The following is a 14,418-nucleotide window of genomic DNA, read 5'->3' on the forward strand; positions in this document are numbered from 1 at the left end:
CCTCCGCCCCGAGCGCGCGCCCCTCGGCCCAGCGCGTGATCGCCACGATCGCCGGCACCACCACGTCGCGGGCCTCGTCGGTGAGCTCGTACTCGAACCAGGGTTTGTCCTGGCGGTAGGCGCGCTTGGTGAGCAGACCGGCCTCGGTGAGGTCGTTCAGTCGGGTGGTCAGAATGTTCGCCGAGATGCCGAGCGTTCGCTTGAGCTCGCCGAACCGGGTCGTGCCGAAGAAGATTTCGCGCAGGATCTGGTACGTCCAGCGCTCGGAGATGGTCGCCAGGAAGCTCCAACCGCGCTCGAACACGACAGGTCCGGGGTCTCTCGCCACGCTCGCTCCTGGTTGTACCACGACACTAGTTCAGAAAAGTTACCAGTGCTGGCATGCCGACGCGCGGGGAAGCGAGTGAAAGCCGCCACCGAACGCGGTGATCTGGACGATTAGTAGTAGGGCTGACGCCACTTGTCGTGCGATAGTTGGCTGGCGCAAGCGTCCAACACAAGGTGGGTGCGGCCGCAGGTATCGAGGAGATTCATGGCAACGGGTAAGGTCAAGTGGTTCAACGGCGAAAAGGGCTTCGGCTTCATCGAGCAGGATGGTGGAGGCCCGGACGTCTTCGTCCACTTCTCCGCGATCACCGGCAGCGGCTACCGCAACCTGGAAGAGAACCAGGCTGTGGAGTTCAACGTCACCCAGGGACCCAAGGGTCCGCAGGCTGAGGACGTCCGCGCCATCTAAGGCGCCGAACGCCAGCTCGAACGCTCGAACACCGCCCGCCCCCGCATCGACGGGGCCGGGCGGTGTTCTTGTGTCGGGAGGGTCGTTCGGGACTGTCAGCCGGGGCCGTCAGCCAAAGCTGTCGGCCAGGGCCGTCAGCCCCTGCCCGCTACGACCCCGAAGGCAGCCGACAGCCGGACACCGTCAGATCGATGGCGTTCGACGAGTTCAGGCACGTCGTGATCCAGTACGTCTCCTGCCCGTACCCCTGCCCCCGCTTCTCCGTCTTGGTGCCGTTCGCCGCGACCTCGCACGGGTTGTCCAGCGTGCACAGCTGACCGCTCTCGTTGATCGTGTTGTTCACGCCGACCACCTGGCCGGTGCTGGTGTCCACGACCGGCGAGCCGGAGCTGCCGCCGATGACGCGGCAGCCGCTGAGGCCGTAGCGGAGCGAGTCGTGCCAGGTCCACTGGTCCTCTTCGACCGTGCCGGCGAAGCCGTTCAGGGTGCAGCTCCAGGTCCGGTCCCAGTACGCCGACGGTATGGCGATGGTGTGGCCGCTGGTCGGGTGGCTCGCGGACAGCGTGAGCGGGGTGGCGCCGTACTGGCTCCGCAGGGACGCGAAGGTGTCGGTCAGCTCGTACACGGCCACGTCGGTGTTCGTCATGGTCGCGTACAGCAGCTTGTCGGCCTGCACGGTGCCGAGCTCGTTGCCGCCGGCGTCCAGCAGCGTGCCGGAGCGGCTGCTGTCCACGTTCTGCAGCACCTGGCCGGCCGAGGGCATGCCGCCCTCGTAGCAGTGCCCGGCGGTGAGCATGAGGGCCTGGTCGGTGTCCTGCGAGGTGGGATACCGGACCAGTGAGGCGGAGCAGTCGTCCAGGGCGATGGTGCTCGCCAGGGTGACGCTGACGCCGGGGCGCGCTGCGGCGCTCGCCGTCCCGGCGGTCAGGGTGAGGGCGGCCGTGATGGTCACGGCCGCCGCGGCGAGCATCGCCGCGGTTCGCTTGAGCATGGGATCTCCATGGGGCGAGGGTGGTGGCATGCGCCTATTGGCACGCGGCGGAGCGTAGGAACGAATCCGGCATGTGTCAACGGGTCCTGATATAAACCTCAAGACCAGACCGCCGCTGCGGGCTGTGCCGCGCCGGGTCGCGAGCCGAGGCACGAACCCGAATCCGGCGCCCCGGCGTCGAAGTACGCGACCAGATGCGAGGCGCAGCCCGGCACCATCGCCAGCGAGCCGTGGACGAAGTCCTCGACGGTGAACACCGTCCCGCCGATCGTGTCCTGCATCTGCCCGACCCACGGGTACGGCGTCAGCGTCTCGGACTGCGGCGACGGCCCGCCCTGGATCCCGTCCGAGCAGTCGTAGGACGTGCTGTATCCGATGCCTCGCGGATCGAAGCCGATCAGGTCGTACTGGTCGTTGAGCTGCGCGTCCACAGTGACATGCTTACGGCCGCGGGCTCGCCCGGTGACCGCGTCCACGGACTGCGCCTCGGCGCCGACGACTACCTGCCCAAGCCGTTCCATTTCCCCGAGCTGGTACTGCGCGTCCAGGACCTGGCCCGGCGCCGGCCCTCGGCCCGGCCCCGGGTGCTGCGCGCGGCCGGCGTCGAGCTCGACTGAAGAAGGTGTGGGACGAGAACGCCGACCCCTTCACCCGCACAGTCTCGGTCACGGTCGGCCGGCTGCGCCGAAAGCTCGGCGCGCCCGAACTCATCGTGACGATATCCGGTGCGGGCTATGGGATCGACGTCTCACAGGCCGAGGCTCTCTGAGCTCGAAGCTCAGAACCGCGGACGGCGTGGGCAGCTCAGTCCTAATCCTCCTCGAAGCGCAGCGCTCCGGCCGGACACAGGTTCACCGCGTCCCGCACCGCGTACCGGTGCTCGGCCGGCGGCTCCGGCTCCAGGACGACCACCAGGCCCTCTTCCTCGTCCTGGTCGAAGACCTCCGGCGCGTTGAGGGCGCACATGCCGGCGCCCATGCACTTCGACCGGTCTGCCGCGACGCGCATCTTGACGCTCCTCGTGGGATTCGCCGGGTTCGCCAGGTTCGCCGGATCCACGGTCTTCACCACGCGACCGGCAGGCTGTGCACGCCGTAGATCAGCATGTCGTGCCGGAACGGGATCTGTTCGAACGGCACCGCCAGCCGCAGCTTCGGCAGCCCGTTGAGCAGCACGTCCAGCGCGATCTGCAGCTCGGCGCGGGCCAGCGGCTGCCCCAGGCACTGGTGCACGCCGAAGCCGAATGCCAGGTGCCGGCGCGCGTCGCGGCCGACGTCCACGGAGTCGGCGTCGGGGAACGCCTCGTCGTCCCGGTTGGCCGTGTTGATCATCAGCAGCACGCCCTCGCCGGCCCGGATCGTCTGCCCGCCGACCTCGACGTCCTCGGTCGCGACCCGGGGCAGCCCGGTGTGCACGATGGACAGGTAGCGCAGCATCTCCTCGACCGCGCCGCGGATCAACGTGGGGTCGCTGCGCAGGCGCTCCATCTGGTCCGGGTTGCGCAGCAGCGTGAGGATCGACAGCGACGTCATGTTGGCCGTCGTCTCGTGCCCGGCCACCAGCAGCAGCGTCCCCATCGTCGCGACCTCGTCGCAGGTGAGGTCCTCGCGGTGGATCAGCCGGCTGATGATGCCGCCGTCGTCGCTCTCGCGCTTGGCCGCTGCCAGCTGCTTGATGTACGCGTTCAGCTCGTCGCGCGCCTGCTCGACCTGTGCGGCGGTGGAGTTGGCGTTCAGCAGCGTGCTGCTGCACTTCTGGAAGTACGCGTGGTCCTCGTACGGGACGCCCAGCAGCAGGCAGATCACCAGCGAGGGCAGCGGGAGCGCGAACTCGGCGACCAGGTCGGCGTGGTCGCGGTCGCGGGTCATCGCGTCCAGCAGCTCCACGGCGATCGCCCGGACCTGCGGGCGCATCTCCTCCACCCGCTTGATGATGAAGTCCGAGGTGAGCATGCGCCGCAGCCGGGCGTGCTCCGGATCGTCCATGCGGATGAAGGTGGGGTTGCCCGCGGCCAGCTCACGGCGTCCCGGGCTGAGGAACGGGAACCCGGACTTGGCGGCGTCGGCGCTGAACCGGCGGTCCTGAAGCACGGCCCGCACATCCTGATGCCGGGTGAGCATCCACGCGGTGGTGCCGTCGAACAGCCGCACCGGGGCGACGGGATGCTGTTCGCGGGCTTGGTCGTACGCGGGCGGGGGGTCGAACGGACAGGCTCCGCGGTCGGCGGGGACGGCGAGGACTTCGGCCGGGTGGTCCGCGATGGTCATACGCCTGATCCTTTCCAGGTGGCACAAGTTAGCTTTTGTACGCTAACTAACTGACCGTCAGCCTAGCTCACGCATGGTGATGAATAAAGGGTCGTATCGAGGGTTGAACCGGTATGAATCGGGAAGCGCCAGAGGCTCAGCACGCTGACAAGGACAAATGCAGAAACCTGACTCACGCCTGCTCGATCGGGAACAGAATCGGGCTCAACAGATATTGAGACCGCTGTTCGGTCGCCTCGTTCTCCAGCGCCGGCAGGATCGCCGCTCGCAGGGCACTGATCAACGCCTCAAGCTCCTCGCGGCTGAGCCAGACCGCGTGCTGCCGGTAGCCGACCAGGTCCGCGGTCGGGTCAGAGTCCTGATGTTCCAGGTACGCCGCGAACTCGGCCTGCAGCGCGGCGGTCGCGGCGGCGAAGCCCACGCGGTGGTCGTCCTTGGTCGGCTCGGCGACCTGCGCGCTGTCGATGCCGGCGCGCTCGCCGCGCAGCCGGTAGTGGCGCTCGACGGCGCCGCGCACGCGCCGTTCCTCGGCGATCTCCAGCACCCCGGCTTCGGTCAGCAGGTCGAGGTGGCGGTACAGCGTGGCCCTGGAGACGTCGCCGACGCGTTCGTTCAGCCGGCCGGCGGTCAGGACGCGGCCGCCGCGCAGCGCGTGGATGACGCGCAGGCGGACCGGATGTGCCAGGAGCTTCAGCGGGTCCATGGACCTACGATCTCATAGATGCTACTTTTCTCAAAGATGCGAAAGGTTGAAGAGTCGACGTACCGGATGTCGGCTGGAAGGCCGCACAGAGCAGTAGAGCAGCACAGAGAAGTACAGAGCAGCACAGATCCCACCAGGGAGAGTCATGGAAGCGATGAACGACCCGGCGGCGCTGATCGCGCACTTCGTGGAACTGGCCGATCAGGGCCGGTGGCAGGCGATCGAGGCGCTGTTCGCGCCGAACCTGGCCGCGGTCGTGTCCGCCGACATGGTCCGGGCCGGGTGGGAGGCCGAGGCCGTGCCGCTCGGCGACGTCGTCGGGCTCGGTGTCGCGCGCACCGAGCCGATCGACGACGCGCTGACGCGGGTGAGCGTCACCGTCAGGTTCGCCAAGGGCGATCTCACGGTCTTCATCGCCACGGCCGGCGACGGGTTGCTGCAAGGCCTGCGTATCGCGGCGCCCAGTGAGTGGGTCCCGCCGTCCTACGCCGCTCCGAAACGGTTCGCAGAACACGAAGTCGTGGTCGGCGAAGGGCCCCTGGCCGTCCCCGGCACGCTGACCGTTCCGCGTGGCACGGGCCCCTTCCCGGCCGCGATCCTGCTGTCCGGCGGCGGCCCCTTCGACCGCGACGGCACCGCCGGCCCGCTCAAGCCGCTCAAGGACCTGGCCTGGGGACTGGGCAGCCGCGGCGTGGCGAGCGTGCGCTTCGACAAGGTCGGCGCCGTGCACGCCGGGGTACTGGCCGAGATGCTGGAGTTCACCGCCGCCGACGAGTACCTGCCGTACGTGCGCGACGCCTTCCGGCAGCTCGATCAGAATCCTGAGATCGACTCCGACCGCATCCACGTCGTCGGGCACAGCATGGGCGCGAAGATGGCGCCGCGGGCCGCCGAGGCCGAGCCGCGGATCGCGGGGCTGGTGCTCATGGCGGCGGACGCCTCGCCGATGCAGCGCTCGGCCGTGCGGGTCGTCCGCTACCTGGCCGGTCTCGGCCTGGTCCCGGACGAGATGGTCGCCGTCCTGGCGGAGCAGGCCGCGAACGTCGAGCGTGCCGATCTGTCGTCCTCGACACCGACCGAGGACCTTCCCCTGGGCTACTCCGGGGCCTACTGGCTCGACATGCGCGGCTACGATCCGGTGGCCACGGCGAAGAACCTCACGCAGCCGATGCTGATTCTGCAGGGCGGGCGCGACTATCAGGTCACCGTCGAGGACGACCTCGCATTGTGGCGCGCGGGGATCGGGGATCGGGCGGATGTGGACATTCGGGTCTATGCCGCCGACAACCATATGTTCGCGCCCGGCACCGGAACGTCGACGCCGGCCGAGTACGCGACTCCGGCGAACGTCGATTCTGTGGTGGTTGATGACATTGTGCGGTGGCTTGCTCCGGAAGCTCCGCGAGGCAAACGCCTGTTCTCGGGAATGCGTGGACGCCGGGGCTGACCTCGGCTCCTTATAGCGGATTCCGCGAACTTCACGATTTCTTCAGAATTCTCAGCGCTGGTCAGAAGGTTGCCGTGAGGGGAGTGCATACGAGTTACTCACGCAGGTGTAAAGTGCTTCGCGAGATAGGCCGATCCCATTGAGAATGTACGGTGGAGCCCCGGGGTCGCCGACTCGATGGGTCGTGCGCCGGTGTTCGTCCGGGGCCTCACTCGACGTGTTCGACGAGGACCGGATTGTTCCCGTTAGAAAGCCGTGACCTGGGTTTCCGCCCGGCGGTACTCCCAATCTCCTATGCAGCGTAGTAGATTCGCGGTGTGGCTGACATGCGAGAGCCGTTGTTCGCGGCGGGTATCTACTGCTGTGTACCGCACATCGATGACGAGGATCAGAGCACTGTCGACGTGCGCGAGCTGAAGTGCCGTGAGTACGCGCGGGCGCGGCGGCTGCCCGTGGCGCCGGCGGCCGTGCAGGCCGACGCGGTGCGCACGGTGTGGAAGGCCAAGGGCGTCAAGCCGGGGTGGGCGGCGACGCTGGCGGCCGTGGAGCGCAAGAAGATCAGGGACCTGATCCTGTACGCGCCGGGCTCGCTGCTGCGCCATCGCGCGAACGACCTGGTGCGGCTGCTGAACGCCAGCGAGCGCAACGGGATCGTGCTGCACAGCGTCGGCGACGAGTGGGACCTGGCCGACCCGGCGCAGCGGCGGGCGCTGAGCGATCGCGCGTCGGTGGCCTGGCGCGCGGCGCAGGCGGTGTCGAGGGCTTCGCGCGCCGCGCACCGGGGTGCGGCGCTGGCCGGGCGGCCGCACGGCGGCGGACGCCGCGCGTTCGGCTACGAGCCCGGCATGGGGTCGGTGATCCCGGCCGAGTCCAAAGTGGTGCGCGAGGTGTTCGCGCGGTTCCTGGAAGGCGAGACGCTGCGCGCCATCGCGTTCGATTTGAACGGTCGAAAGGTGCCGACGGCGATGGGCTCGGCCTGGACCGTCGGCGGCGTCGGCCGGATCCTGGACGCGCCGCGCTACGCCGGGATCCGCGTCTTCCGCGGCCAGATCCGCGGCGACGGCGGCGCCTACCTGCTCGCGGCGTGGGAGCCGTGCGTCAGCGTCGAGGACTGGGAGCACGTTCGGACGCTGCGGGCGAACCACGGCGCCGGGCACACCAACGCCCGCAACGGCGCCGAACGCTCGGGCTACCTGCTGACCGGGCTGGTGGAGTGCCTGGCCTGCGGGCACAGCATGGTCGGCTCGGTCGTCGGCGGCTATCGGATGTACGCCTGCGCCTCGACCCGGAACCAGCCGCCGGAGGAGTGCGCGCGCTCGATCGGGGCGACGTCGTTCGAGATGCACGTCCAGGAGGACGCGGTCCGCATCCTGCAGGAGTGGGACGCCGCACGCGTCGCGTCGCTACCGATGGTGGGCAACCGTCGGCCGGACCCGCGCTTGGCGCAGGACGGCGAGCACCAGGCGTTCGGCGACGTCCACGGCGGGGTGGTGGTGCGGTCGGCGTCGGCGATCGACGGGATCGTGACCGGTCCGGAGGCCGGGGTGGACTGGCCGCGGGTGCCGCTGCGACGGCGGGCCGAGGTGCTGCGGTTCTTGTACACGGTGATTCGGGTGGGGCCGAAGACGACGAGCCGCGGGGTGTTCGATCCGGGGCGGATCGCCTTTGTGCCGCATCCGCTGTAGGTGCGGCGGGCGGGACAGGCGGCACGAGCGGCGGCTGGCGGCAGAGCTGAGCGGGTCGGAATGCGGGGCGGGCGTCGGCGATGAGTGGCGGGGGACTTCACCCCGCGCCCGGGTGCTTGCTGCGCCAGGTGCTCTTCTTGGCCTGATTGCCGCAACGGTCCATCGAGCACCAGCGCCGCGTCCCGGGCCGGGATGTGTCCAGGAACCAGGCGCCGCAGTTCGGCCCCGCGCAGTCGCGGACGCGGTCGATCAGCGGCGACGTCGCGAGGTCGAGCGCGTCCCGGGCAATGGCGGCGAGGAGCGCGGCTACCGGATCGGCGGCGGCGTGGTGCAGTGCGCCGTCTTCGTCCAGGACCGGATGCGGGGTCGGCGACGTCGCGGTCTTGTTGAGCAGCGCGCGTGCGTCTGGCGGGCAGTCCGCGGGGGTCGTGGCGCGGGCGGCTTTCACCAGCGCGTAGACCGCCTCGCGGGTTTCCTGCGCGGCACGCAGCGTGCGGGGCGCCGGCGCGTCGATCGCGACGTCCTCGTCATACGGCCCGAGCTGCCTGATCCACGCGACCAGGGCCTCGGGGGTGGCGAGCTCCTCGAACGCCCCGTCCGTGCCGCGCCATCTCAGGGTTCGGATGAAGTCCAGGCTCGGGCGGCCGGAACCGGTGCGGAACTCGGTGATCGTCTCGGGCATGGTCCCACTGTACTCCGTGCGGAACCGGTTTGACCGGTGTACATTGGCGGAACCACTTAAACCGGTTCCCATGGTTCCCACGAGGTGACTTCTGTTGTCCGCACTCGTCGTACCCGCCCCTGCCCTGAAGCCGGTCCTGAGCCGGCCGTTGACGTTGTTGCTGTCGATCGCGTGCGGTGTGGCCGTCGCGAACATCTACTTCCCGCAGGCCATCAGCCCACTGATAGCTTCCGGACTCAAGACGAGTAAGAGTTCTGCCGCGCTGGTCACGACCTGCGCGCAGTTCGGTTACGCGGCCGGCATCTTCCTCCTGGTCCCGCTCGGCGACCGGCTGCGGCATCGGCGCCTGGTCACGACGCTGCTGATGCTCACCACGGTCGGGCTGGTGCTCGCCGGGACCGCCGACACGCTGCCGATGCTGGCCGTCGCCAGCACCCTGATCGGGGCGACGACCGTCGTCCCGCAGATCCTGATACCGATGGCCGCCGGACTGGCCGAGCCCGAGCGGCGCGGTGAGGTGACCGGGACTCTGCTGTCGGGGCTGATCGGCGGGATCCTGCTGGCCCGCACATTCTCCGGGACGCTCGGCCAGTGGCTCGGTTGGCGCGCGCCGTACCTGGTCGCGGCGGTGGCGGTGCTGCTGCTGTCGGCCGCGATGGCCGCGTTCCTGCCGACGACGACGCCGAGCACCGGTGAGCGGTACCCGGCGTTGCTGGCGGCGTCGGTGCGCCTGCTGCGGACGGAGCCGCTGCTGCGGCGTTCGTGTCAGTACCAGGTGTTGGTGTTCGCGGCGTTCAGCGCGGCGTGGACGGCGTTGGCGCTGCACGTCACCGGCCCGGAGTACCACCTCGGGACGCCGGCGGTCGGGGTGCTGGCGCTGGTCGGGGCCGGGAGCATGTTCGCGACGCCGCGGGCCGGCCGGGCGACCGACCGGCTGGGGCCGGACGCGGTGAACCTGCGGTGCCTGGTCGGGGTGGTGGCGGCCGCGGCGGTGCTGGTGACCGGTTCGGCGGGCGGCGTGTTCGGGCTCGTGGGCCTGGCGGTCGGGATGCTCGCGCTGGACGTCGCGATGCAGTCGGGGCAGGTCGCGAACCAGGCGCGGATCTTCGCGCTGCGGCCGTCGGAGCGCGCGCGGCTGAACACGGCGTACATGACGTGCGCCTTCCTCGGCGGGAGCGTGGGGTCCTGGCTCGGGGTGCGGGCCTATTCGGCGTTCGGATGGAACGGGGTCTGCGGGGCGGTCGCGATCTTGGGTGCGGTGGCGCTGGGGCGCTGCCTCTTGATACCTAGACAATCTAAAGCCTAGAGTTCCTAGGCATGACGACGATCGTTGCGGCCGGCCTCACCAAGAGCTACGGCGCCGAGCCGAACCGCGTGCCCGCGCTGCGCGGCGTGGACGTCGCGATCCCGAAGGGCACCTTCACCGCAGTGATGGGGCCCTCGGGATCCGGCAAGTCCACGCTGCTGCACTGCCTGTCCGGGCTGGACACCGTGGACGCCGGCACGGTGCGCATCGGCGACGCGGAGATCACGGCGCTGCCGGAGCGCGCGCTGACCCGGCTGCGCCGCGAGCGGATCGGCTTCGTGTTCCAGGCCTTCAACCTGCTGCCGACGCTGACCGCCCGCGAGAACATCCTGCTCCCGCTGGAACTCACCGGCCGCCGCCCCGACGCAGCACACTTCGACGCGGTGGTGACCCTCCTGGGCCTGCCCGACCGCCTGGAGCACACGCCGGCGCAGCTGTCCGGCGGCCAGGCCCAGCGCGTGGCGATGGCCCGCGCCCTGATCACCCGGCCCGACGTGGTCTTCGCCGACGAACCCACCGGCAACCTCGACCGCCGCACCGGCCGCGAACTCCTGGACCTCCTCCGCCGCAGCGTGACCGAACTCGGCCAGACCGTGGTGATGGTGACCCACGACCCGGCCGCCGCCGCCCGCACGGACCGCGTCCTGCTGCTCGCCGACGGCCGGATCGTGGACGACGTGGCCGCGCCTTCGGGGGCCGAGGTGCTGCGGCGGCTGGACGAGTTGGATGCGGGGGAGGGCGCCGCCGGCTCGGCTGCTGATGCTGCCGCCGCCAACCTGGTCGCTGATCCGACTGCCGCCAACCGAGTCGCCGAACGGACTAACGCCGGCCCTGCCACCAGATTTGTCGCTCGTCTCACTCCCGAGGCGACCGCCTGATGCGCATCACCACCGTCCTGCGCCGCGGCCTCGCCGCCCGCAAAGCCCGCGCCCTCGCCACCGCCGGGGCCGTGGCGGCGGCCGTCGCGTTCCTCGCGTCGAGCTACATCCTCACCGACACCATCGATGCCGGCGTTCGGCAGCAGGCTGATGCCGCGACCGCCGGGGTCTCCGCCGTCGTCACCGATGCGCGTGGCTTCGGCGGGTCCGTCCTCACCGGGGCGCCGACGCTGCCCGCCTCGCTGGTCGGCCGGGTGCGCGGGGTGCCGGGTGTCGTGGCGGCCGAGGGCATCGTCGAGGGCTACGCCGTGCCCCTCGACCGTGGCGGCCACACCACCTCCGCGCTCGGTGGCCTCGGCCTGTCGATCCCGGCCGATCCGCGCCTGCGCCTCGTGAGCCTCCAGTCCGGGCAGTGGCCTCAGGGCCCTGATCAGATCGTCGTCGACGCCGGGACCGCCGGCAGCCTCCACCTCGCCGCCGGCAGCACCCTGCGCGTCGCGCTGGCCCGCGGCGTCCAGAGCTTCACCGTCACCGGCACCGTCGGCTTCGGCGGTGCGCAGAACATCGCAGGGCTCAGCGTTGTGGGCTTCGATCCGGCGACGGCCGCCGCGCTCCTCGGCAGCGGCAACACGGTCGCTGCGGTCGAGGCCGTCGGCGCGTCCGGCATCGAGCCGGCCGTCCTCCAATCGCGCATCGCGGCGGACGTCGGCGGCGACTACACCGTGCGCACCGGGGCGCAGCAGGCGGCGCAGCTGGTCAGCCAGGTCGGGTCGGTGACCTCCACGATCGGCGCGGTGCTGCAGGTCTTCGCGATGGTCTCGGTCGTGGTCGCGGCGCTGCTGATCGCGAACATCTTCGCCGTCACCGTCGCGCAGCGCACCCGCGAGCTGGCACTCCTGCGCTGCGTCGGCGCCGGACGCCTGCAACTGGCGCGCCTCGTCCTCGCCGAGGCGTCGCTGGTCGGGCTGGCCGGTGCGGTCGTCGGGCTGCCGCTCGGGCTCGGCGTCACCGCCGGCCTGCGCTGGGGCTTCGGCCACTTCGGCCTGCCGCTCCCGGCCGGCCCGACCGTCCTCGCCGCGCGCACCGTCATCCTGTGCTTCGTCGTCGGTCCCGGCATCTCCGTCATCGCCGCGGCCTCGGCGGCCCGCCGCGCGTCCCGCGAACGACCGCTGGCCGCGCTCAGCGCCGTCACCACCGCCGACCACGCCGGACGCCTGTCCCTGTGGCGACGTGCGGCAGCCGCGCTGGCCTTCCTCGGCGGTGCCGCCTTGGAAGCCGGCGCCGACAGCATCGCCCCGGCAGGCCTCGGCAGCATCCTGATTCTCTTCGGCATGGGCCTGGCCGGTCCGGCGCTCGTACGGCCGCTGACGGCGGCGCCCCGCGCGGTCGTCGCCGCCGTATCAGGGTTCGTAGGACGCCTCGCCGGCCGCCAGATGACGCGCGAACCGCGCCGCGTGGCAGGCACCGCAGGCACCCTGGCCGTCGCCGTGGCCACCGTCTCCATCGTCGCGGCGATGGCGGCGTCCCTGGTCTCCGAGAGCGAGGCCGACGTCCGCCGCTCCCTGCACGCCGACCTCGTCGCCGCCACCACCCCCGGCACCGGCGCCACCCTCGACCCGAGTGCGGTCCAGCGCATCGCCGCCCTGCCCGGCGTGGCCCACGCGACTGGCCTGTCCTGTGGCATCTTCAAAGCGCCCGGCGACTCCGAGAAGGCCTGCGGCATCGACCCGGCCGCCCTGCTCGCCGACGTCGACCCCGGCGTCAGCGCCGGCCGCCTCGCAGACCTCGCCACGCCCGGCACCATGGCGGTCAGCGCCCTGGCCGCGCACCGCGACGGCTGGCGCCTCGGCCAGACCATCCCGATCACGTTCCCGGTCGGCGGAACCCGTCCCGTCCGTATCGCAGCCCTCTACGACAACGAGCAGGTCCTCGGCGCCTTCGTGATCCCCGAATCCGACTACCTGAAGGCGTATCCGCCACAGGATCAGGGTCTTGAGGAAGTCCTGATCCGCACCCAACCGGGACAGACAGTGCAAGCCCGCCAAGCCGTCGCGACCGCCCTCGCCGCCTACCCGCAGGCCACCCTCGACGACCGCGCCGGCTACGCCACCCGGGCCGCGCAGGGCTTCCAGCTCCTGGCCACGATCATGACCGCGCTGCTCGCCCTGAGCCTGCTGATCGGCGTCCTGGCCGTCGTCACCAGCCTGGCGCTGAGCGTGTTGGAACGCACCCGGGAGATCGGCCTGCTGCGCGCGGTCGGCGCCGAGGCGAGCCACATCCGTACCCTGATCCGCAGCGAAGCCCTGGCCACCGTGGCGACCGGCACGTTCACCGGCGTCGTCCTCGGCCTGCCGATCGGCTGGATCCTGGCGCGCGCCGTCATGGACGGCCACCTGCCGGGAACGCCGTCGGTCCCGGTGCTGCTGCTGGCGGTCGTGGTGCCCGCGACGTTCGTCACCGGGCTGCTCGCGGCCGTGGCTCCGGCACGCCGCGCCGTGCGGATCGGAGTCCTGCAGGCGCTGCGTGCCGAATAGAAGCCTAGAAGGTCTTACTTTGTTTCCGACTCGCCGCCGGCGGCAGGCTTGTCTTCGGCTGGCGTGGTCGGGGCGCTCGGAGCGCTCGGAGCGGTCTGAGCGGTCTGAGCGGTCGGGGCGGCCCCGCCACCGTTCGGCTGGTCCATGTCGATCACCGGCACCGGGTCCAGCCCGAGGTGCGCCGCTATCCGCGTCAGCAGCATGTCCTGCGCCACCAAGTGCTCCTGCAGCTGCGCGGTCTCGTGCAGCGTGGCGCTCGCGTCGTGGTACGTCGCCTCGCTGCGCGCGTCGGCAGCCGCGGCCTGCACGTTCTGCCCCACCATGATCACCGACAGCAGCACCAGCTGCAGGAAGGTCTGCGCGACCCACGCCACGATCGTCGAGGCGCCGCCCCTGATCGCCGACGGCAGGCTGATCATGTCGAACGCGGCGAACAGGTACGCGCACCACATCGAGCCCACGGCCCGGGTGATGAGCAGCGCGGCCTTCGTGTTGAAGCGCGTGGCCGCGTTGTCGGTGCGGTGCTGGTCGGCGACCTTCACCGGGCCGTCGGCGTGCCGCGCGGCGATGTGCGGGTGCGGGATGTGCTCGTAGTGCAGGTGCTTGGCCAGGTCCAGCGGGTTGTTCGGGCTCATCGGGCGCTCCTTCGACGGCGGCGGGGCCCGACGGCCCGGGCCCGGTTCGTCGGGTGCTCCATACCGGCGAGCGAGATCAGTTCACGCAGGTGATCCCGTTGTCCATGGCGATACCGGGCGAGTTCGCCGGATCCGGGGTGCCGGACGGATCCGGTGTCGCGGAGTCCGTCGGGCCCGGTCCGGTCGCGTCGGTCGGTGCCGGGGGCTGGGGGCCACCGGGCGGAGTGTAGTCGGCTCCGAGCCTGATCAGCACATGACCGGCCGCGGTGCGGGCCGACGGCGCCGGCACCGCCTGCACGCCGAGGGTGGCCGCGAGCTGCCCGGCGGCCTTGGCCGCGCCCTTGCCGTACAGGATCGTGGTCCGGTTCTGGGCGGTGGCGCCGGCGGTCTTGTCCACCGGCCAGCCGGAGGCCGCCAGCCAGTCGCCGACCGTGGTCGCCAGGCCGTTCTTGGCGGTGGCGTTGTAGACGTCGACGACGGTGTGCGTGTCGGTCGGCGCGATCGCGGCAGGCCGCATGCCGGTGGCCGCGCCGGGGGCGGCGGGCAGCGGCGGG

15 protein-coding genes and 1 pseudogene are annotated in these 14,418 nt (G+C 71.0%); 7 read left to right on the plus strand and 9 right to left on the minus strand.

Annotation, left to right across the window (positions count from 1 at the left end; genetic code table 11):
* Positions 1 to 328, minus strand: a 328-nt coding sequence (locus tag GWK61_RS44410) for a winged helix-turn-helix transcriptional regulator (RefSeq protein WP_194918481.1), incomplete at its 3' end; no start/stop codon positions are given.
* Between the two features lie 204 nt (positions 329 to 532).
* Here GWK61_RS44410 and GWK61_RS44415 point away from each other — a divergent pair.
* Positions 533 to 736: a cold-shock protein gene (locus tag GWK61_RS44415; protein ID WP_194918483.1), complete on the plus strand. Its 204-nt coding sequence runs from the start codon at positions 533 to 535 to the stop codon at positions 734 to 736.
* Positions 737 to 884: 148 nt separating this feature from the next.
* Here GWK61_RS44415 and GWK61_RS44420 read toward each other — a convergent pair whose 3' ends face one another.
* Together GWK61_RS44420 and GWK61_RS44425 are read right to left on the minus strand one after the other, a co-directional pair.
* Entirely contained in the window at positions 885 to 1,727 is an 843-nt protein-coding gene (locus GWK61_RS44420) for a S1 family peptidase (protein WP_194918484.1), read from the minus strand.
* A 98-nt stretch (positions 1,728 to 1,825) separates the two neighbouring features.
* Positions 1,826 to 2,158, minus strand: a complete 333-nt coding sequence (locus GWK61_RS44425) for a hypothetical protein (protein ID WP_194918486.1) — start codon at positions 2,156 to 2,158, stop codon at positions 1,826 to 1,828.
* Here GWK61_RS44425 and GWK61_RS61105 point away from each other — a divergent pair.
* A pseudogene (locus tag GWK61_RS61105) lies at positions 2,045 to 2,496 on the plus strand (winged helix-turn-helix domain-containing protein). The gene GWK61_RS44425 and the pseudogene GWK61_RS61105 overlap by 114 nt on opposite strands.
* Before the next feature lie 41 nt (positions 2,497 to 2,537).
* On the opposite strand, the gene GWK61_RS44435 reads toward GWK61_RS61105, so the two are convergent.
* From GWK61_RS44435 to GWK61_RS44445, 3 genes are all read right to left on the minus strand, one after another.
* Positions 2,538 to 2,735, minus strand: a complete 198-nt coding sequence (locus GWK61_RS44435) for a ferredoxin (protein WP_194918488.1) — start codon at positions 2,733 to 2,735, stop codon at positions 2,538 to 2,540.
* Positions 2,736 to 2,791: 56 nt separating this feature from the next.
* Positions 2,792 to 3,994, minus strand: coding sequence for a cytochrome P450 (locus GWK61_RS44440; RefSeq protein WP_194918490.1), 1,203 nt, complete (start codon positions 3,992 to 3,994; stop codon positions 2,792 to 2,794).
* A gap of 172 nt (positions 3,995 to 4,166) precedes the next feature.
* The gene (locus GWK61_RS44445; RefSeq protein ID WP_194918491.1) at positions 4,167 to 4,697 is read right to left on the minus strand and encodes a helix-turn-helix domain-containing protein; all 531 of its coding nucleotides are present in this window, start codon (positions 4,695 to 4,697) and stop codon (positions 4,167 to 4,169) included.
* 145 nt (positions 4,698 to 4,842) lie between these two features.
* Between GWK61_RS44445 and GWK61_RS44450 the strand changes: the two genes are divergently transcribed.
* Together GWK61_RS44450 and GWK61_RS44455 are read left to right on the plus strand one after the other, a co-directional pair.
* Positions 4,843 to 6,144, plus strand: a complete 1,302-nt coding sequence (locus GWK61_RS44450) for an alpha/beta hydrolase (RefSeq protein ID WP_194918493.1) — start codon at positions 4,843 to 4,845, stop codon at positions 6,142 to 6,144.
* A 326-nt stretch (positions 6,145 to 6,470) separates the two neighbouring features.
* On the plus strand, positions 6,471 to 7,829 hold the full coding sequence (locus GWK61_RS44455) for a recombinase family protein (RefSeq protein WP_228563969.1): 1,359 nt from the start codon (positions 6,471 to 6,473) through the stop codon (positions 7,827 to 7,829).
* A 97-nt stretch (positions 7,830 to 7,926) separates the two neighbouring features.
* On the opposite strand, the gene GWK61_RS44460 is transcribed toward GWK61_RS44455, so the two are convergent.
* Positions 7,927 to 8,511: a CGNR zinc finger domain-containing protein gene (locus GWK61_RS44460; RefSeq protein WP_194918505.1), complete on the minus strand. Its 585-nt coding sequence runs from the start codon at positions 8,509 to 8,511 to the stop codon at positions 7,927 to 7,929.
* Positions 8,512 to 8,605: 94 nt separating this feature from the next.
* On the opposite strand from GWK61_RS44460, the gene GWK61_RS44465 reads away from it, so the two are divergent.
* From GWK61_RS44465 to GWK61_RS44475, 3 genes are read left to right on the plus strand one after another with little or no spacing between them, the layout of a single operon-like run.
* Positions 8,606 to 9,817: an MFS transporter gene (locus tag GWK61_RS44465; protein WP_228563966.1), complete on the plus strand. Its 1,212-nt coding sequence runs from the start codon at positions 8,606 to 8,608 to the stop codon at positions 9,815 to 9,817.
* 11 nt (positions 9,818 to 9,828) lie between these two features.
* Complete coding sequence (locus GWK61_RS44470; RefSeq protein WP_194918507.1) at positions 9,829 to 10,695, plus strand: ABC transporter ATP-binding protein; 867 nt, start codon at positions 9,829 to 9,831, stop codon at positions 10,693 to 10,695.
* A complete protein-coding gene (locus tag GWK61_RS44475; protein WP_194918509.1) occupies positions 10,695 to 13,229 on the plus strand; it encodes an FtsX-like permease family protein in 2,535 nt (844 codons plus the stop codon). Before GWK61_RS44470 ends, GWK61_RS44475 begins: the two co-directional genes overlap by 1 nt.
* Before the next feature lie 14 nt (positions 13,230 to 13,243).
* Here the strand turns inward: GWK61_RS44475 and GWK61_RS44480 are convergent, their stop codons facing one another.
* Complete coding sequence (locus tag GWK61_RS44480) at positions 13,244 to 13,864, minus strand: DUF1003 domain-containing protein (RefSeq protein ID WP_194918511.1); 621 nt, start codon at positions 13,862 to 13,864, stop codon at positions 13,244 to 13,246.
* 76 nt (positions 13,865 to 13,940) lie between these two features.
* The coding region (locus tag GWK61_RS44485) for a LytR C-terminal domain-containing protein (protein ID WP_194918513.1) at positions 13,941 to 14,418 on the minus strand (478 nt) is incomplete at its 5' end.

The organism is Catenulispora rubra, from assembly GCF_015356825.1.
GTDB lineage: Bacteria > Actinomycetota > Actinomycetes > Streptomycetales > Catenulisporaceae > Catenulispora > Catenulispora rubra.